Source organism: Massilia sp. Dwa41.01b (assembly GCF_014171775.1).
Taxonomy (GTDB): Bacteria; Pseudomonadota; Gammaproteobacteria; order Burkholderiales; family Burkholderiaceae_D; genus Telluria.
This window is the reverse complement of record NZ_CP050454.1, coordinates 2,193,037-2,211,497: the sequence shown is the minus strand read 5'-3', so window position 1 is coordinate 2,211,497 and position 18,461 is coordinate 2,193,037. Positions and strand designations below refer to the sequence as shown.

13 protein-coding genes and 3 pseudogenes are annotated in these 18,461 nt (G+C 67.1%); 4 read left to right on the top strand and 12 right to left on the bottom strand.

The features are described from left to right. Positions 1–22: 22 nt before the first annotated feature. From G4G28_RS10065 to G4G28_RS10050, 4 genes are all read right to left on the bottom strand, one after another. A complete protein-coding gene (locus G4G28_RS10065; RefSeq protein WP_182988171.1) occupies positions 23–793 on the bottom strand; it encodes an OmpA family protein in 771 nt (256 codons plus the stop codon). After that, entirely contained in the window at positions 790–1,302 is a 513-nt protein-coding gene (locus G4G28_RS10060) for a hypothetical protein (RefSeq protein ID WP_183108309.1), read from the bottom strand. The genes G4G28_RS10065 and G4G28_RS10060 overlap by 4 nt, the downstream gene beginning before the upstream one ends. A gap of 172 nt (positions 1,303–1,474) precedes the next feature. Next, positions 1,475–5,497, bottom strand: a complete 4,023-nt coding sequence (tssM, locus tag G4G28_RS10055; RefSeq protein ID WP_183108308.1) for a type VI secretion system membrane subunit TssM — start codon at positions 5,495–5,497, stop codon at positions 1,475–1,477. Positions 5,498–5,618: 121 nt separating this feature from the next. Beyond that, positions 5,619–6,455 carry a M15 family metallopeptidase gene (locus G4G28_RS10050; RefSeq protein ID WP_183108307.1) on the bottom strand — a complete coding sequence of 279 codons (837 nt, stop codon included), beginning with the start codon at positions 6,453–6,455 and terminating at the stop codon, positions 5,619–5,621. 56 nt (positions 6,456–6,511) lie between these two features. Here G4G28_RS10050 and G4G28_RS10045 point away from each other — a divergent pair, with 56 nt between their 5' ends. The 4 genes and pseudogenes from G4G28_RS10045 (at position 6,512) to G4G28_RS10030 (ending at position 11,488) form a co-directional block, all read left to right on the top strand. After that, positions 6,512–6,934, top strand: coding sequence for a hypothetical protein (locus G4G28_RS10045; RefSeq protein ID WP_183108306.1), 423 nt, complete (start codon positions 6,512–6,514; stop codon positions 6,932–6,934). Continuing rightward, positions 6,907–7,449 carry a hypothetical protein gene (locus G4G28_RS10040; RefSeq protein WP_183108305.1) on the top strand — a complete coding sequence of 181 codons (543 nt, stop codon included), beginning with the start codon at positions 6,907–6,909 and terminating at the stop codon, positions 7,447–7,449. Before G4G28_RS10045 ends, G4G28_RS10040 begins: the two co-directional genes overlap by 28 nt. 101 nt (positions 7,450–7,550) lie before the next feature. Next, positions 7,551–9,197: pseudogene (locus G4G28_RS10035) on the top strand (VRR-NUC domain-containing protein). 7 nt (positions 9,198–9,204) lie between these two features. After that, positions 9,205–11,488 (top strand): annotated as a pseudogene (locus G4G28_RS10030) (ATP-dependent DNA helicase). Here G4G28_RS10030 and G4G28_RS10025 read toward each other — a convergent pair. From G4G28_RS10025 to G4G28_RS09995, 8 genes and pseudogenes are all read right to left on the bottom strand, one after another. Continuing rightward, a pseudogene (locus G4G28_RS10025) lies at positions 11,485–12,215 on the bottom strand (LytR/AlgR family response regulator transcription factor). The pseudogenes G4G28_RS10030 and G4G28_RS10025 sit on opposite strands and share 4 nt — an antisense overlap. Beyond that, the gene (locus G4G28_RS10020; RefSeq protein WP_229424959.1) at positions 12,216–13,145 is read right to left on the bottom strand and encodes a sensor histidine kinase; all 930 of its coding nucleotides are present in this window, start codon (positions 13,143–13,145) and stop codon (positions 12,216–12,218) included. 5 nt (positions 13,146–13,150) lie between these two features. Then, positions 13,151–13,315, bottom strand: coding sequence for a hypothetical protein (locus G4G28_RS25695; RefSeq protein ID WP_229424958.1), 165 nt, complete (start codon positions 13,313–13,315; stop codon positions 13,151–13,153). Then, positions 13,315–14,082, bottom strand: coding sequence for a LiaI-LiaF-like domain-containing protein (locus G4G28_RS10015; RefSeq protein ID WP_229424957.1), 768 nt, complete (start codon positions 14,080–14,082; stop codon positions 13,315–13,317). The genes G4G28_RS25695 and G4G28_RS10015 overlap by 1 nt, the downstream gene beginning before the upstream one ends. Continuing rightward, complete coding sequence (locus tag G4G28_RS10010; protein WP_182988165.1) at positions 14,075–14,443, bottom strand: LiaI-LiaF-like domain-containing protein; 369 nt, start codon at positions 14,441–14,443, stop codon at positions 14,075–14,077. Before G4G28_RS10010 ends, G4G28_RS10015 begins: the two co-directional genes overlap by 8 nt. Before the next feature lie 234 nt (positions 14,444–14,677). Continuing rightward, positions 14,678–14,854, bottom strand: coding sequence for a hypothetical protein (locus G4G28_RS10005; RefSeq protein WP_182988164.1), 177 nt, complete (start codon positions 14,852–14,854; stop codon positions 14,678–14,680). A 40-nt stretch (positions 14,855–14,894) separates the two neighbouring features. Next, a complete protein-coding gene (locus G4G28_RS10000; protein WP_182988163.1) occupies positions 14,895–15,059 on the bottom strand; it encodes a hypothetical protein in 165 nt (54 codons plus the stop codon). A gap of 314 nt (positions 15,060–15,373) precedes the next feature. Then, complete coding sequence (locus G4G28_RS09995) at positions 15,374–18,400, bottom strand: TonB-dependent receptor (protein WP_182988162.1); 3,027 nt, start codon at positions 18,398–18,400, stop codon at positions 15,374–15,376. Between the last annotated feature and the right edge of the window lie 61 nt (positions 18,401–18,461).

The window sequence follows — 18,461 nt, the reverse complement described above, 5'->3', positions numbered from 1 at the left end:
GGCCTTTGCAGGCCGCGAGCAGCTATTGCACGACCTTGAACTCGATGCGGCGATTCCGTGCGCGCCCATCCGGCGTGCGATTGTCCGCCACCGGCCGGTCCGGTCCTTCGCCCGACACCATGATCGACTCGCCCTGGATGCCGCGCGCGGCGACATAGGTCTTCACGGCCTCGGCACGCGCCTGGCTGAGCGAGAGGTTGCCGGCACGCGAGCCTGCGTTGTCGGTGTGGCCGATCACTTCCACCTTGATGCCGTTCAGCTTTTTCAGCGCTTCGCTCATCTGGTCGAGGATCGCCATGCCGGACGGCGTCAGCGCGGCCTTGCCCGACTCGAACTCGATGATGCGGTTCGCCAGCGCGGCATCGAGCACGTTCTGCTCGGAGGCCACCACGCGCAGGCCGTTGTTGACGATGTAGGTCGGGTTCAGGCTGGCGGCGATGTCACCGGCAATCTGCTGACGCTGTGCTTCGCTGGCGACGTCGCCGCGCAGGCTGACCGTGCTGCCCTCGACTTTGAGCTGGCCACGGCTGATCATTTTCAGGTTGGGACCGATCAACCGTGCGACATAGTCGTTCCAGTTGGCCGGCGCCGCGACGGGGCCGACGCCCAGTTGGTCGACCACCCGGTCGGCGCCGTACACCGCGCGCAGGCGCGCCAGCAGCGCGGCCTTGCTGGCCTCGTCAGCGACGGTACCGGCCACCACGATGGGTGCCGCCGGCGCGGGTGCCGGCGCTCGGGCATGGGCGTTTGCCGCACCGAGGGCAGCAAGCGCGAGGACAAGGACGTGTTTCATGAAGCGCCTCCGATGAAAGTCTTGAGGAACAGCTCGCGCGCCAGCTTCAGGGGCAACTGCGGCTGGTCGAGATAGCTGGCCAGCGCGCGCACGTCGACATCCAGCCCGAGCTGCTCGTCGATCCACCCGGTATCGATCATGCGCACCTGCTGCTCGCGCGCGACATGCGGATCGATGATGGCGCGCAGCGCCTGGGCGGCGGCGCCGCAGAAACCGATGACCAGCACCGGCCGCCCTTCCAGCCGGGTCAGGAACAGGGCCAGGTCGAATTCGGTGCGGCGAACAAAAGGCGCCACCAGCTCCAGCCAGAACGCCGCTACCGGCGCGCGCAGCGTGTGCTCTTCGGGCAGCGGCAGCACCAGGCTCTTGTCGAGCCGCGTGGGTTTGCTGTGCATGACCGGCTGGAGCAGGAGACCCAAGGCCAGGATGATGCGGCTTGCGTCTTCGCCGTCGAGCAGCCCGCAGGCCGCCGACCGTGCCGCTGGCCAGAAAGTCCGCCAGCGCCCCATCGCATTCGCCCAGGGTGATGCTGGCGTCGCTGATGCCTTGCAGGTGCAGCGCCGGGTCGCAGGCTTCCACGACCTGGGGCGCGGCCGCTTCCGGGGAAGGACCAGAGCGGCGCGAAGGCCAGCGGACAGCGGGAGACAAAGGCGGCCGGATCGGCAACGTCGAGCGTGCGCATCATGAGAAAGGAAAGCGCCGGCCCGGCGCGTCATGGCTGGCGACGAGGTGTCCGGCCAGCGCATGGCGCCGCGCCGGCCCGACGAAGGCAAAGCTGACCGGTGCCATGGCATCGTAGTTGATCTTCCAGCGCGCATCCGACGGCAGCTGCTGCATGACGGCGGCCAGCCAGTCGTCGAGCATGCCGACCGCGGTGGCATCGTGCGCCAGCTTGACGAAGTCGCTGCGCGTGGGGATCTTGCCGAAGTAGCCGATCCGGTGCGATACGGGTGCGCGCATCAATGGCTCCCCCGCGCCCAGGCTGGCCACGGTCGGATAGGCAGCAGCCCGGCCGACGATGGCCGGCGGCAGGCGCATGCCCCGGAAGCCCTTGCCGCCGCTGGAAGAACTGGCCGTTTCGGCACTGCTGACCAGGCGCAGGTCCACCGCCACCGACACGTTCGGACCATTCCAGCGCAGCTCGACGACGTCGGCGCTCTTGCGCTTCTGGCTGGCCGCTTCGATCATGCGGCGCATGCCGAACTGGCCGGGTTCGTTGAACAGTTCCACGGTGCGTCCATCGAAGGTCACGGCGCTGATGCGCGCCCCCGAGGTGCCTGGGCCAGGGTGCACCATGTTGGTCCACACCGGCGGCGTATTCCGGTAGCGCAGCTGCTGGCCGTCGATTTCGATCGTGTACTCGGTGGTGCCGGGCGCCGGCTGCGCTTGCAACTGGAACACCTTTTGCGGTCCGGCGGCAGACGGCGCAGCGACGCCATTGCTTGACAGCGGCGCCACCCAGCCGGGGAAGTTCGACACCGCCTGCGGCACCAGCGTGATGCCGATGTCGGCCCAGGTGCGTGGCGAGAGCACGTCGCCGCGGCGCACGACCAGCGGCCCCATCGAGGTGTTCACGAACTTCGCCACGACGCCTTCGGGACCGAAGAACTGGCCGATCTCGGTACTGGTCGCCTCGATCTTGCTGGCGATGGAAAACGGATACTTGTCGGCCAGCGACTTCTGGAAAGGCTCGACCACCTGCGCCTGCCAGGTCTTGTTGATCTCGGACTCCGACGGCAGCACGATCATGGCGAAGGTCTGTACCAGCGGGCGCACCAGCAAGGGACGCAGCGCGGCGCGCTGGCTGTCGCTCATCCCGGTCAGCATCTGCTCGTCGACGTATTTGAGGGCGTCGGCCAGCTCCGAACCTGTGCCCTCCAGCGTCTGCTGCATGAACTGCTTGGCGCCGGGACCGGGATCGCCCTGGTTCTTCAGGCTGTTCAGGCGCGTGCGCAGGCGCGACAGGCAATCGAGGTAGCCGTTCATCAGCGAGGCTTCGCGCTCGCGCGCACCGACCAGGCGCGCGACGCCGGCGAACTCGCGGCCGATCGGCCCCATTGCGCCGGCGCCGCCCGCCGTGCCTGCTCCCACCGGTCCGACCGCGTCGGCCAGCGTGCGTGCATCCGACGGTGCGCGGCGCAGGATCACTTCCTTGAACCACGCCAGCAGGCTGCGCTCGGTCTTGCCCATGCTGGCGCGCGGCGCCCCCGGATTGTCCCAGGCGGTTTCGTCGTAGATGCTCTTCAGCAGGCGCGCGATCGGCGAAGTCTGCGGGTCGCCCAGGCGATTCATCGCCTGCACGCTGCCGTCGAAACCCTTCAGGTCGGCCACCGTCACGCCACCCACGAAACGCACCCATTCCTTGGCATACTCGGTCTTGTACATGTCGACCAGGGTCTTCTGGATCTGTTCAGGACTGCCCTCCAGCGTCAGGTCGTCCTTGGCCACCGTCTTCAGTACCCAGTCGGTGCTTTGCAGCTCGCGGTTCGAAGCATCGCGAATGGCACCGATGACGTATTTTTCCCAGGCCTCGCGGGTAAAGGCGCCGCTGACCGCATGACTGCCCGCTACCAGACCAGCGTCGCCCTCGCCCACCAGGCGTGCCACCGTCACTGCCGGGAAGCGGGTGGCGGCGCGGGTCTTGATGTCGGCGTAGACGCGCTCGCGCGCCGGCGTGCCGCGCACCACGCGGCGCAGGTTTTCGCGGGCCGCGTCGAGCAGGCTCAGTTTCAGGGTCACCTGCGGCCAGGCCTGGTCGCCGATGTGGGCCAGGTGAAAACTCAGCAGGCGCTCGGCGCTGCGGATCATCTGCTCGCGCGGCATGGCGCCGCGGTTGGCCTCGAGCCAGGTGCGCCAGTAGCGCGTCAGCTGGTCGTTCAGGTGGCCCGGTTCGGCGTGCTCCTTGTCGCCCAACATCAGGTAGGTCTTGAGCGCGTTGTAGGCATCGGCCACGTTGGTGGGCGAGACGTCCTGGTAGGGCTGGCCGGGACGCGCGCTCGGCGCGCCCAGGGCATTCGGGTCGAGTTCGGCGGCATGCGCGTTCACTTCGGTCAGCATGTTCTCGAGCGAGTTGGCAACCGGCTCGACCATCACGGCGCGCACGCCGGCAAAATACTCGTCGCGCAGCTTGCGCTCCAGTTTATCGCCCTGGTACAGGCCGAAAGAAAGGGCCAGCGGCTGGTCCTCGCGGTATTTGTCGAGCTGCTCGATGCGGTCCTGCAGGATGTCGAGCGCTTCCAGGCGCGATTGCAGGTCATGGCGCTTGTCCTGCAGGCGCACCGCTTTATCGAGGTCGGCCTGGACGTTCGCCACCAGCTGGGCATTGCCCATGTAGGCCCAGCTCCAGCCGCCCAGCGCCGCGCCCAGGACGATGGTCGCTCCGAAGAAGGCGGCATACTTCAGGCGCGTACTGGCCGGGTTGGTGTAGCGTTTGACCAGGTCCTTGTCGGCGAAAATCACCTTGCGGAACAGCTCCAGCAGGAAGTAGCCGTCGCCGTCCAGTTCCGCCTCCTCGCCCTGGCGCTCGCGCAGTTCGAGGTCGAAGCGGCTGGCCACGCGCCTCGAGGACAGGTCCTGCACGGTGCCTTCCTGGAGCGCGCTGGTGAAATAAAAGCCGCGGAAGACCGGCTTGAACTGGTAGGTGTTTTCCTCGAACAGGGTGGCCAGGAAGGCGCGCAGCGGCGTGCGGATGGCCGCGAATTCGAGCGGGAAGGTGAACACGCCGGGGCGCATCCGGGTGCTGCGGTTGCCTGCCATGTTAGCCAGGCTCAGTTCCTTCAGCCCCTCGTGCAGCTCGTCGAAATGGGCATCGAAGAAGGCCAGTACGTCCTGGGGCGAACTGCGGCGGTTGTAGCGCAAGGTCGCGCCCCAGACGCGATCGCGCTCGCTGCGTTCGCTGTCTGCGAAGAAGTCGGAGAAGCCGGCAATCAGGTCGGCCTTGGTGAAGATCACGTAGACGGGGGCGTACACGCCCAGGCGCTCGGTCAGTTCCTGCACGCGCGTGCGCAGGCTCTTGGCCAGCTCGATCGAGGCGCCCGCCGGTCCGCTCGTCAATTCAGCGACGCTGACGGCAATCAGGATGCCGTTGATCGGCGCGCGCCGGCGGTGTTTTCGCAAGAGGTCGAGGAAGCTGAACCACTCATTGCGGTCACCTTCCTGCACCGAGTACCGTCCGGCCGTATCGAGCAGGATGCCGTCGGTGGTGAAGAACCAGTCGCAGTTGCGGGTGCCGCCCACGCCCCGCACTGCCTTGCTGCCCGGGATAGGGAACGTCAGGCCGGAATGGGCGATGGCGCTGCTCTTGCCCGCCGCCGGGTTCCCGATGATCATGTACCAGGGCAGCTCGTAGAGCGCCGCGGACCCGCGCATCAGGCCCAGCTTCGAGCTTTTGATCGTCGAGATCGCCTCCAGCATGTTCTTGCGCAGCACCGCCACTTCGCTCTTGCCGCGCTCACCCTCGGGGTCAGCGGCATCGGCGCCGGCCGCCAGGCTGGCCGAGAGCCGCGCGGCGGCGCGCTTGTTCAGCACCAGACGCACGCTCCAGTAGATGCCCCACAAGGCCATCAGCGCAAGTGTCGCGATGACGGCCCAGGCGAGGCCGAGTTCGAAAGTGTCGACGCTGAGGAAAAGGATGCCGACCAGGGCGGTGATGCCGATCACGACAAGCACGCGGCTGTCGGTGAGGAACTTCCAGAGACGGGCCATAGCGGGGGCGTGTGAGAGTGGTTGAAAGTCGGAAAAGTCGGACAGGCAATGCTCGCACTAATTGCCTACCGAAAATTTGACCTTTCGCAAACCCGCGCCCGCGCTGTCGGAACGATGGTACTCAGCGGCGCATCACCCCGCGCAGGCGTAGTTCGGTGTGGCCCAGGTCCATCATTTTCCAGCGCCCGCCCCAGGTCAGGCCCAGCTGTTCGGCGACCTCGCCATACAGTTGGTAGCCGCGCATTGCCCATGGATCCTTTTCCGAAATCACCAGCTTGCCATCACGCCAGAACGCGCAATCGGCCGCCAGGCCGTACTGGTGCCAGCTCTGGAAGGCGCGGGCGTTGGTCACCGCGCCCCCCATCTGGGCCAGCATGTCCTGGCGCGCGGGGCTGCGGTAGCCTTCCAGCAGCGCCATTTCGTAGCCATATTTTTCCTTCATGATCTTGAACGCCAGCAGCAGGCGCTGGTTGAAGTCCGGATGCATCAGGCCCCAGTTGCGGCTGGCGTTGACCAGCATCGGCCGTACCTGTTCGACTTCCTGGGTGGTAAAGGCCAGTGGCGGCGGATCGCTGGGCGGCACCAGCTGTTCGCCACGCAGCAAGGCCGCGATTTGGGCGTCCGGCAGGGCCTCGCTCGGCTCGTATCCGGGCAGCATGTCGGGCGTGCGCATGACCAGCGCCAGCAGCGAGGGGATGGCGACCGCGGGCACGGCGATCGCCAGGATGACGGCATGCCGGCGCAGCAGCTGGCGCGCGCCGCTGCCCCTTGCCGCCAGCGTGCGCCGCGGCTGCATCGGCTCGCGCGGTGCGGTCGGACGCCTGCGGACGACGCGCGCGACGCGGCCGCGCAAACCGAACACCCACCCGAGCACGATCGCGCGTCCGCCTGGGAAGCAGGCAAGCCAGATCAGGCTGCAGGCGAGGCAAAAGTACAAAAGTGCGATAAAGATCAGCATGGCTTTCCCCAGATTGTTTCTAATCGAGCAGAAACGCCCATCTTAGGAGGTATCCCGTGCGCCCTACAGACGAAAATCAAGCAGCCTCGACAAGACCCAACCTGATGTCGTCGCGCCGCAGCGCCGGCGAAGACAACATCCTGGCCATGCTTGAACGCGACTCGGCACGCCGCAACGGCACCCGTGTGTCGAGCGCGCGCCTGGCCTGGTATGGCGCTGCCGCCGCGCTCACCGGTATTCTCGCCGGCGGGGTCGCCTGGCTGGCCTACGACAACCACCAGACCGTGCGCGAGCTGCAGGGCCCAGTACGACGCAGCAGCCGCGGCCGAGCGCGTCGATGGCGAAACCATCGTCACGCCCGTGCCGGGCAGCCCCTCCGCGTCCCCCTGCCCGGGTCGCCACAGCCGATGCCCCCGCCGCCGCCGCCATCGTCGTCGACGAGCGTCCGCGCATGCGCACCGCGCCGCCGCCGCTGGTGATGCTGCCCGCGCACGAAGCGGCGGCCGCCAAGCCGGCAGCGCCGGCGCCGGCAAGTCCCGCACCGGCCGTGGCCGCCACCGCGCCCGTACGCGCGGCGGTGGTCACGCCGCCAGCCGCCGTGGTCGCGAAACCGTCCACCGTGACGACGAAGCCGGCGGCCGTGGTGCCGAAGCCGTCGACGCCGCAGGCAGCGAAGAGCGCGCCACCACGCCCCGCCGCGCGCCCGCAGGACAAGCGCGTCGTCAAGCTCGCCCGTGCAGCCGATGCCAAGCCTGGCGCACGCCGTACCGCCGCCGTCAAGGGCAAGGCTGCAGCCACGGCGGCATCCGGCGCCGCCACAGCCGCTGCCGGTGCGCGCAATCGCAAACCCGTCCCCGGCAGCGAACAGCAGGTGGACGGCGACGTCGCCCTGATCTCGGCCATCATCTCGCAGTCGGAGCGCCACCGTGGCGAACGCGAGCCGGCCGGCACTTGCAGCGGGGCCAAGTGCCTGCCCAGGCCCGCCCGTCCCTGATGTGGCAAAAAACCACGGCCGTCCGGCGCGGCGGCTGAAACCGCTGTGCCGGGGCGATGCGGGACGCTATACTGTACAAAAGCACAGTTGCGCGTCTCGAGATGAACAGGGTTCTGGAAAACGAGTTTTATTACCGGATAACTTCCAGGCGGTGCTGGACTGGATCGGCCAGCGCTACAGCGACTTGCTGACCGACGAAGAACAGGCCTTCATTGGCGCCTTCCCCGGCTTGCCGCAGCCGGCGCGCGCCCTCTTCGTGCGCATGGTCATGCGCAAGGGCGCGCTCTTCCGCGCGACCAAGCTGCGCTACCCGGAAATCGGCTGCCCGGTCGCGGCCGCGCAGCAGTTGCTGCCGACCGGCTGGGTGGCGCTCGACCCCGAGGTAACGCTCGACGAGTTGTTCGACCTGCTGCTCAAGCCGGAAATCGCGGCCGCCTTCGCGCCGCAGCTGCGCCAGAAAACCGCGCGCAAGACCGAGCAGCTCGAACAACTGCGCGAACACTTCGCCGACAGCCGAGCTTTCTCCGCCTGGTATCCCGGCTGCGACGACGTCGCATTGCGCATCCTCGTCAAGCCCCTCTGCGACCGCCTGCGCCTGATCTTCTTCGGCAACCTGCGCCAGGACTGGACCGAATTCGTGCTGTCCGACCTGGGCGTCTACCGGTTCGAGCAGGTCGAGTTTTCCGATGCTTCGCGCGGCTTTCGCGAGCGCGCCGACATCGACCACTACCTGCAGCTGCATGCCTGCAAGGAACGCTTTGCCGCCGCCACCGAACCGGTCGACACTATCCTCGACGACCTGCCCGCGCATGCCTTCCACAACGATTGGCTGGAAAGCCGGCGCGAGAAGTTCCTGTTCCAGGTTGGCCAGCACTTCGAGAAGGAAAAGGACTGGACCCGCGCCCATGCGGCCTATGCGCGCTGCAGCTACCCCGGCGCGCGCGGGCGTGCGATCCGGGTGCTGGAGAAAGCCGAACGCTACCTTGAGGCCTGGGAGCTATGCGAGGCCGCCCGCGGCTTGCCCGAGAGCGAAGCCGAACGCCAGCACCTCGGACGCATCGGCCCGCGCCTGGCGCGCAAACTGGGCCATCCGCGCACGGTCGCCGCGCGCGGCCGGCCCGGTGCGGCTGGACCTGTGCCTGCCGCTGCCCGTGGGCGACTGGTGGGTCGAGGGTGTCGTGCGCGAACACCTGGCGATGGATACCGCTCCCGTGTTCTATGTCGAGAACATGCTGGCCAACGCCCTGTTCGGCTTGCTGTGCTGGCGTGCCATCTTCGCGGCCATTCCCGGCGCCTTTTTCCACCCCTTCCACCGCGGTCCGGCCGACCTGTACAGCCCTGATTTCGGCCGGCGCCGCGCGCGCGAATTCGACGACTGCCTGGCCCAGCTCGAGGACGGCCGCTACCGTGCCACCATCCTCGAGCACTTCGAGACCAAATTCGGCATCGCCTCGCCTTTCGTCGGCTGGGAAGCGCTCGATCGCGCCCTTCTTGAACTCGCTCTCGACTGCATTCCGCCGGCCCACCTGCGCAAGTGGTGCGAACGCATCCTGCTCGACGTCCAGGCCAATCGCACCGGTTTTCCCGACCTGATCCAGTTCTGGCCGGCCGAGCGGCGCTATCGCATGATCGAGGTGAAGGGGCCGGGCGACCGCCTGCAGGACAACCAGCTGCGCTGGATCGACTACTGCGCCGCGCACGAGATGCCGGTGGCGGTGTGCTACCTGCAGTGGGAGCAGGCTGCTTGAGGTCCCGATGAGCTACGTCGTCGCCGTCCGCGCACTCTGCGAGTTCACCGCCAAGCAGGGCGACCTCGACTTTCGCTTTACGCCTTCGCCCACCGCCCAGGAAGGCATCGCCGGCCACGCGGTGGTGGCGAGCCGCCGTGGCGAGCACTATCGCACCGAAGTCTCCCTGTCCGGTGACTACGGCCCGCTGCACGTGCGCGGCCGCGCCGACGGCTTCGACCCGGACCAGAACCTGATCGAGGAGGTCAAGACCTACCGCGGCAAGCTGTCCTCGATACCAGAGAATCACCGCCAGCTGCACTGGGCCCAGGTGCGCGTCTACGGACACCTGCTGTGCCGGCAGCTGGGACTGGAGCAGGTCGAGCTGGCCCTGGTCTATTACGAGATCGGCAGCGGCCACGAGACCTCCCTGCGCGAAACGCGCAGCGCCGCGGAACTGCAGGCGATCTTCGAAGACCAGTGCCGCCGCTTTGTTGCCTGGGCCGAGCAGGAACTGCGCCACCGCGAAGCGCGTGACGCCGCCCTCGCCGCGCTGCGCTTTCCCCATGCGGCCTTCCGTCCGGGCCAGCGCCAGCTCGCGGAAGCCGTCTTCCACGCCAACAGCAGCGGGCGCTGCCTGCTGGCCCAGGCGCCCACCGGCATCGGCAAGACCATCGGCAGCCTGTTCCCGGTGCTCAAGGCGGCGCCGCGCGAGAAGCTCGACAAGATCTTCTTCCTCGCGGCGAAAACGCCGGGCCGCCAGCTGGCCCTGGACGCCGCCGCGGCCATTGCCGCCAGCGCGGCCGATGCGAACGCCGGCACGCCCGTGCTGCCGCTGCGCGTACTCGAACTGACCGCGCGCGACAAGGCCTGCGAACACCCGGACAAGGCTTGCCAGGGCGATTCCTGCCCGCTCGCCAGGGGCTTCTACGACCGCCTGCCGGCGGCGCGCCAGGCGGCGCTGGCCGTACCCGTGCTCGACCGCGCAGGCTTGCGGGAGGTCGGCCTGATGCATGACGTCTGCCCCTACTACCCGGGCGGCGAAATGGCGCGCTGGAGCGACATGCTGGTCGGCGACTACAACTATTATTTCGACGGCAGCGCGATGCTCTACGCGCTGGCCCAGGAAAACGGCTGGCGGGTCAGCGTGCTGGTGGACGAGGCGCACAATATGGTATCGCGTGCGCGTTCGATGTACACAGGCGAACTCGATCGCGCCGCCCTGCGCCTGGCGCGCGCGGCCGCGCCCGAACCGGTCAAGAAGGCGCTGACCAAAGTCGCACGCAGCTGGGGCGACGTCGACGCAAGCAGCGGCGCCCCTTACCGGTGCTGCCGGCGCCCCCTGAAAAGCTGCTCGCCACGCTGGCGGCGGCATCCAGCGCCATCAACGACTACCTCGCCGAAACCGCGGTGCCGCTCGACGATGCGCTGCAGCGCTTCCACTTCGATTCGCTGGGCTTCCAGCGCCTGGCCGAAAGCTTCGGCGAGCACGCGCTGTGCGACCTTTCCCGCGATGGGCGCGACGGCAAGGACACCACCATCTGCATCCGCAACGTGGTCCCGGCGCCCTACCTCAAGCCGCGCTTCGAGGGCGCCCATTCGGTCACGCTGTTCTCGGCCACGCTCAGCCCCGGCACTATTTCGCCGACTTGCTCGGGCTGCCCGAGAACACCGGCTGGGTCGACGTCGAGTCGCCCTTCTCGGCCGACCAGCTGGCCGTGCACATCGCTGCCCGCATCTCGACGCGCTACAGCCATCGCAGCGCCTCGCTGGCGCCGATCGCGCGCCTGATGGCCGACCAGTACGCGGCCGCACCAGGCAACTACCTGGCATTCTTCAGCAGCTTCGATTACATGGAACAGGCGGCGAACGCATTCAGCGAGCGCCATCCCGCCGTGCCGGTCTGGCGCCAGGAACGGCGCATGAGCGAGGCCGAGCGCGCCGCCTTCCTCGATCGCTTCCACCCGGACGGGCGCGGCATCGGATTCGCGGTGCTGGGCGGTGCGTTCGGCGAAGGCATCGACCTGCCCGGCGCGCGCCTGATCGGCGCCTTCGTCGCCACGCTGGGCCTGCCCCAGCTGAACCCCGTGAATGAGCAGCTGCGCGCCCGCATGCAGGCGATGTTCGGTGCGGGCTACGACTACACTTACCTGTACCCCGGCTTGCAGAAGGTGGTGCAGGCTGCCGGACGCGTGATCCGTACGGAACTCGACCGCGGCGTCGTCTACCTGATCGACGACCGCTTCGATTCCGCCCAGGTGCGCGAACTGCTGCCGCGCTGGTGGCAGGTCGATACCCTGCCCGTCAACTAGCGCATCAGTTCCTTCAGCTTCTGGTAGCCGCTGCGGCTGACGGGCACGCGCTTGCCGTCTTTCAGCACCGCGCACCAGCTGTCCTTGGTCGGCGCCTCGATGCGCTCGATCGCGCCCAGGTTCACGATGTAGGAACGGTGCACGCGCACGAACAGCGCCGCGTCCAGGCCCTGCTCGAGTTCGGCCATCCGCCCGTTCTTCAGGTGGGTCTTGCCGGCGGCGCTGATCTGCACATAGTCGTCCTGCGCCTCGATCCAGTCGATGCTGGCGGTCGGCACCACGTGGACGCGGGCGCCGTCGCGCACCAGCACGCGCTCGAGAGCGGGCCATGGCGGCGCGCCGCCTCGTGCGCGACGCCTTCGAGCTGCTCCACCGGATTGGCGCGCGCCGCCACGTTGGCCAATGCCTGGGCCAGGCGCTCGCGGCTGAAGGGCTTGAGCAGGTAGTCGAGCGCGCGTACCTCGAAAGCCTTCAGCGCGAACTGGTCGTAAGCGGTGACGAACACGTAGCGCGTGCGCGCACCGCTTAGCTCCACCACCTCGAAGCCATCGAGCTTGGGCATCTGGATATCGAGGAAGACCAGGTCGGGCTGGAGTTCGCCGATGGCTTTCACGGCCTCGAAGCCGTTCGCGCATTCAGCGACGATCTCGACCTCGGGATGGGCCGCCAGGTACTCGCGCAGCAGCGCGCGCGCGAGAAATTCGTCGTCGACGATGATGACCCGCATTCAGTTCTCCATTTGATCAATCGTTTCCGCAGGCAGCGCCAGGTCCACGCGAAACGAGTGCGTCTCGCGCGTGAAGTGGACGCTGGCCTCGTGGGCATAGGTCGCGGCCAGGCGCTGGCGCACGTTCGCCAGGCCGATGCCGCAGCCGGCGGCCGCCGTGCCGGGCGTCTCGTCGTCGGCATCGTTCTCGACGCGGATACGCAGCAGCGCTCCATCCCGTTGGGCGGCAATGCGCACCGTACCTCCCTCGACCAGGCCGCCGATGCCGTGCTTGACCGCGTTCTCCACCAGCGGCTGCAGCAGCATCGGCGGCAGCAGGCAGGTGCCGGCATCATCGGCAATGGTCTCTTCGAAGGCCAGGCGCGCGCCGAAGCGCACCTGTTCGATCCCCACGAAAGCACGTACCAGCGCCAGCTCTTCCTCCAGCGTGACCTTGCGCTGCGCGTCCAGCCCCAGGCTGCGGCGGAAAAAGTCGGACAGCTGCAGGGTCATGCCGCGCGCGGCCGCGGGGTCGATCGAGGTCAGCGCACTGATGGAATTGAGGCTGTTGAACAGGAAGTGGGGATCGACCTGGGTGCGCAGCATGCGCAGCTCGGCTTCCTGGGCAGCGAGCTGCATTTCGAGTTCGCGCCGTTCCAGGCCGCGTGCGCGTTCGAATTCGAGCACCAGGTATTGCGCCGCCGCCGTCAGGCCGTAGAGGATGACGCCGAGACCGAACATCAAGGTGGCGATCGCCCGGTTCAGTGCCGGCAAGCCTGGCACCAGCTCGCGCAGCAACTCGCTCCAGCCGCCGCCGGCCACGCTCCATAAAGCGCTCACGCAGACCGCTGTGCCCACGAACACGCCGGGCACCGACAGCGGCGGACTGCTGGCGATCGGATAGGCGCGGCACAGGTAATACGTCGAGAAGCCGCTGGCGCAGCCGAACACCAATGTCAGCGGGACGGCGAACAGCAGGCTCGCGCCCCGGGGGCGCCGCTGGCGACGGCAACCACTCCGCCCAGCAGGCCGCCCAGCAGCAGCCAGCCGGCCAGGTACAGCAGCATGCTGCGCCGCCTGTCCGGCGCGCCCCGGGCCGCGCCGTCGACCGTGCCGGACATCAGTTACGTACTTCCACGCCGCCCATGATCGCGTAGCCGCGGACGATCAGGCGCTTGCTGTTGTCGGGTGGCCGCACTGTCTTCTCGTCGAAGCCGCCCATGATCGGGGTACCGTGCAGGATCACGGTCCAGTCGGGCGGCACCTTCAGCGTCACGCCGCCCCAGAACGCGAACACGTTGATGATCGCTTCGCCGGTCATCGACGCCTGGCGCAGGTCGAGCGCACAGCCGCCCATGACCGCGGTGACTTCGCCGCCGCGGAAATCCGGCGTGTGCACGCGCCGGTCGAAGCCGCCGAGCACCGCCGTCACGTCCACCGTCTGCGCGATCTCGCCGGCCTTGTCGTCGATCACACCGTGGGTCGGGTTGCGCGGGCCGGTCACTGCCCGGTACACCAGTACGCCTCCCATCCCGATCAGCACGAGCGGCCAGGCGCTGCGCCAGCTGACGTAAATGAGACCGAGGCGCTGCAGGATCATCGCGGTGCCGATGCCGATCCCGGCCAGGCCGACCAGGTAGCCGTTCGGGCTGGACGTATCGAGCAGTTTGGCGACGCCGGCGAAGATGAACACCATGGGCCAGAAGGCCAGCGCGTCGTGGACGTCGATGATGTCCAGGTTATCGAGGAAGAACAGCAAGCCGATGGCAATCACCATCACGCCCATGACGACCTGGCTGGTGACGCTGCGGTTGGCGCGGGCATCGCGGCGCGCTTCCCGACGCGCCTGCCGTGCGGCGCGGCGCTCGTCCATCGTGTCCTTAAACATGGTCGTTCTCCTTCGATTGCGGGAAGCGGCGGGCAATGACCGGGGCCAGCACCATCTGCAGGCCCCCCATCAGGATAAACAGCGGCCAGCTGTTCCCGAAGGTCAGTCCCAGCAAACCCTCGAACACCGCAAACAGCCACAAGCCGACGAAGACGGTCCAGAGGCCATTCCTGAATTCGCGTGCGCTGGGATAGCCGATGGTCTGGTTGATGCCCGCCACGACCAGCAGCAGCGGCCAATAATGCCACAGGCTGCGCATGTCGAGGACGTCCAGGCGGTCGAGCAGGAAGACCGTCCCGACCGCGATCAGGACCAGGCCCCACATCATCTGCTTGCGCATCGTATAGTTATCGTCACTCATATTACCCTCCGTGTTGTGATGTAAGCACGATAAGGGCGGGCGGCGCGGCTGGAAAGCGGCTTTCGGCGAACGGCGGCGCGCGCTCGGTGAATGGCGAAGGTTTCGGCGACTGGCGCGAATGTGGGGGCGAGCGCGGCGGCGGGCAAAGCAAAGGACGAAAAAAAGCCCGCCTGGCGGCGGGCTTCGTTCCGGCAGCGCGGCTTGCTGCCTGTATGGTGATGCGTTGTGCCGGGGTCAGGCAGCCGAGGCCGACAGGCTCATCGGTGGCTGACCCTTCACCTGATTGCGATACTTGGCACGGGCTTCGGCGATCTTGACCGCTTCGCGTGCGATGTTCATGCGGCGGATGTCGAGACGTTCCTCGCGGCCGCGGTGTTGGGCTTCGTGCTTGTTGCCAATGCGCTTGGTCATGTGCTTCTCCTCTGTTGAAAGTGTGCGCGGAAGGCCCGCGTCAGGAGCGGCCGCTGGCCAGCTTCATCTGCGACGGCGAGACCATCTCCCACCCAAGCTGGCGGCGGATCTCCTCGGGGGTCGGCGGCGGTTTCGGATCGCGCGACCGGCGCTCGAGGTATTCGCGCACCAGGTGTTTCGGTGGATTCTTGGTCGTGACAGACATGCGGCCTCCGCTTGTCGATTAAGCCGTCGCCCTGCGGCGGCGGCCGAAAATTGGTGCCGATCCTCGAGGCGACCGGCTAACCTGTTGAGATATTTGGCCACCTGCAGAACGAATTCGCTGGCGCCTCACTCACACGGCTCCATCATATCGACTGGGCTCGATCGCCACTGTTAGCTGCCGCACACTGGAGGCACGGATGAGCTGCCAAAGCGGCGCGTCTTCGCGTAGGACTGGACATACACCGGTCGGCACGCCCCGTATGATCATGAAAAAGGGGAGCCGCGGCTCCCCCCTCGTCACACTACGCTCCCCGGTCAGAACTTGTATTTCAGGTTCACGTAGAACTGCCGGCCGCTGACGTCCAGCTTCTGCTGCTCCTCTTCGCTGTAGCGATAGTAGGCGCGCTTCACGTTGGTCAGGTTGGTTGCGTCAAACGTCAGGATCAGGTTCGGCGTGAGGTTGTAGCTGGCGTTGAAGGCCAGCGTCGTCACCGGTGCCGCCATCGTCGGCGCGGTCGGCATCGCCACGCCGTTGATCACCGACATGCCCTGGCTGTTGGCCGTCGGCGAAGGCGCCGTGCTGCTATTCACGTACTCGCCACGGTAGTTGGTAACCAGGCGCGCCGAAAGCCTGTCGTTTTCGAAGTAGAGGCCCAGGTTGCCGGCCCACTCGCTGGCCCCCACCATCGGCCGGCCATCGTCGACCTTCGTCTTCGCGCGGCTGACGTTCGAGGTGAATCCCCAGGGGCTGGCGCCGAACGGCTGCTCGTACGACAGTTCCAGGCCGCTGATCTCCGCGCCCTGTTGCGACGAGGTATTGATGAAGAAGGGCTTGACCGTGTTGTCACGCGGGTCGGTCAGGTCGATCGTCGAGGTGCCGACGGTGCCGGTTTTCACGTAACCATCGATCTTCGAGTGGAAGAGGCTTACCGATACGGCTGAACGCGGTGCGAAGAACCACTGCCAGGACAGGTCGACATTGTCCGACGTCAGGGGTTTCAGGTCCGGGTTGGGACCGGTGACCTTGCAGCCGCTGGCGTCGCAGGCGGGCGTGCCGAAGCCGGTGCCGTAGGCATTGTAGTTCTGGCGTCCGATCGTGCGGCTGGCGCCGAAGCGGGCGATCATGTCCTGTGTGATCTCGTAGCGCAGGTTCAGGCTCGGCAGCACGTTATTGAAGACGCGGTGGCTTGCCGTCTTGTAGTACATGGTGCCCCCCTTCGGATCGAAGGGAAGACCCGAGCTGGCGTCGAACAGGGCCGAGGCGTCGCCAGCGTCGTTGATCGCGCCCGGATAGGCCGCGCATGGCACCGGCGTGGTGCCCGGCGGGTAGCGGTCGCACGGACGCTTGCCAGTGGCCGGGTCGGCCGGAATCGGCACCGGAATATTCGCGTCGACCGTCGTGCGCACATAGCGCACGCCGACGTTGCCCGACCAGCGGTCGAACTCCAGGTTGGCCATCAGGTAGGCCGAGGCCTGGCGCTCGCGCATGTCGATCTCGGAACTCACGCGGCGCTCCCAGGCACTGGAGGTTTCCTTGATGTTCTCGGAAATATAGGCGCGGGTGGCTTCCGGCGTGTAGCTGAAGCCGGTGTTGTCCCAACCGTTGCCGTCGAGGCCTGCGCCGAAGTCGCCCGGATACGGCACCCAGCCCGTCATCGGCGTCGGCGTCGGCGTGGTCACGCGGCCGGTGGCGGCGTTGATCGTGATCGGCTGGCGGAAAGCGGGCCCCCAGCGCCCGCTGGTGCGCTTGTGGTCGGCAAAGCGCACACCCGATTCGAGCGACTGCACCCAGCGCGTATTGAGCTTGTACTCGGCGTCAAGCTGCGCGCTCGATTCCCGGTCGACCGTCTTCACGCCCGATGCCGCGCGGTCGACGATGGTGTAGCCGCTGCCGTCCGCGTTCAGGCCGGGCTGGTTGCTGCCGGCGTTCTGATACGCGACGAACGGCGCATCGTGCAGGCCGCCCAGCGCGTACGAGATGCCGGTGCCGTAGCGTGCCAGGGTCAGGCCCTGGTCGCGGTCGGTCTTGCCGACGCCGCGGGTAGTCGACAGCAGGGCCTTGAGGATCAGGTCCTGGTTGACGCGATACTTGGCGTCGAGGTCGAGGAAGGAGCCCGTGCCCTGGGCGCCGTCGCGGAAGAAACCTTCCGAGTTGCCGACGTATTGCGGCGTGGTGCCGTCGGGGAAAACGATGTCGGCCGCCTTCAACACTTTCAATTCATGCCCGTACATCGTGCGCTCGGTCACGATCACCGGGTTGCGGATTTGCGCATAGACGCGCTGGCCGTTCGAGTTTGTGTTGGCCGAGGTAGCGGCGGTGGCGCCCAGCGGCTGGTTTTTGCCGAGCAACATCGAGTAGATGGCGCTCGAGGTCAGGCGGCCGTGGTTGTTCGCGTCCATGGCCGAATGGAAACCGGTCAGGGTGACGTCGAAGTCCTGGTTCGGCTTGAACTGCATCGAGATCAGCCCGCCCTTGCGGTCGCGCACGGATTCGACAAATTCCGAGCTCATCGAACCAGGCAGGCGTACGCCGTTCAGGTCGGCTGCCGTGTAGCCGCTGCCGGCGAGCGAGGCGTCGGTCACGCCCAGCATGGTCGAGGTGTTGACGACATCCCAGCCGCTACTGGTGCCGTAGGCGAAGCGCGACACCGAATCGCGGCGCACATAGCGCTTCTCGGCGAAGGCCTGCACCATCACGCCGAAGGTGTTGGCCTCGTTCTTCCAGTTGAGCGTGGCATTGAAGTCCGGCGCGGTCTTGTCGGGCAATTCGGTATAGCTCAGGCCGCCGCTGATGACGCCGGTGAAACGCTCCTTGGCCTGCAGCGGCTTGCGAGTAGTGACGTTGATGGTGCCGGCCAGGCCGCCATCGACGATATTGGCCTGGCTGGTCTTGTAGACCACCGCCTGGTTGAGGATGTGCGAGGGCACCAGCGACAGGCTGGTCGAGCGCGAGCTCGAGGCCTGGTCGGCCACGTACCAGTCGCCCACCGACACCGAGTGGCCGTTGAACATGATGAGCGACATGTCCGGATTGGTGCCGCGCATCGAGACCTTCTCGGCTTCGTCATAGTCGGTGCGCACGGCAACGCCGGCCAGGCGTTGCAGCGAGTCGGCCAGGTTCTTGTCGGGCATCTTGCCGACGTCTTCCGCGGTGATGACTTCGACGTTGGCGGCCGCGTTCTTCTTGACGCCCAGCGACTTCGCCATCGACGCGCGAATCCCGGTTACCTCGACGGTCTGCATCCCGGTGTCAGGGCCCGTCGTCTGCGCCATGGCCGGAACGGCTGTCAGGTTCCACAGGGCCATCGACACGGCAGCTGCCAGCGGCTTTTGTTTGAACATGGTTCTGTCTGCTGAATATAGGTAGGGTGTGATGCTGTCGGCAGGCAGGCGCCGCCATATT

What these genes read in the sequence shown, in the direction of transcription:
- G4G28_RS10065 (WP_182988171.1), bottom strand. Translation starts at nt 793, where the DNA reads ATGAAACACGTCCTTGTCCTCGCGCTTGCTGCCCTCGGTGCGGCAAAC.
- G4G28_RS10040 (WP_183108305.1), top strand. Translation starts at nt 6,907, where the DNA reads ATGCGCACCGCGCCGCCGCCGCTGGTGATGCTGCCCGCGCACGAAGCG.
- G4G28_RS10050 (WP_183108307.1), bottom strand. Translation starts at nt 6,455, where the DNA reads ATGCTGATCTTTATCGCACTTTTGTACTTTTGCCTCGCCTGCAGCCTG.
- G4G28_RS10005 (WP_182988164.1), bottom strand. Translation starts at nt 14,854, where the DNA reads ATGACCAAGCGCATTGGCAACAAGCACGAAGCCCAACACCGCGGCCGC.
- G4G28_RS10000 (WP_182988163.1), bottom strand. Translation starts at nt 15,059, where the DNA reads ATGTCTGTCACGACCAAGAATCCACCGAAACACCTGGTGCGCGAATAC.
- G4G28_RS09995 (WP_182988162.1), bottom strand. Translation starts at nt 18,400, where the DNA reads ATGTTCAAACAAAAGCCGCTGGCAGCTGCCGTGTCGATGGCCCTGTGG.
- G4G28_RS10010 (WP_182988165.1), bottom strand. Translation starts at nt 14,443, where the DNA reads ATGAGTGACGATAACTATACGATGCGCAAGCAGATGATGTGGGGCCTG.
- G4G28_RS10060 (WP_183108309.1), bottom strand. Translation starts at nt 1,302, where the DNA reads ATGGGGCGCTGGCGGACTTTCTGGCCAGCGGCACGGTCGGCGGCCTGC.
- G4G28_RS10015 (WP_229424957.1), bottom strand. Translation starts at nt 14,082, where the DNA reads ATGTTTAAGGACACGATGGACGAGCGCCGCGCCGCACGGCAGGCGCGT.
- G4G28_RS25695 (WP_229424958.1), bottom strand. Translation starts at nt 13,315, where the DNA reads ATGTCCGGCACGGTCGACGGCGCGGCCCGGGGCGCGCCGGACAGGCGG.
- tssM (WP_183108308.1), bottom strand. Translation starts at nt 5,497, where the DNA reads ATGGCCCGTCTCTGGAAGTTCCTCACCGACAGCCGCGTGCTTGTCGTG.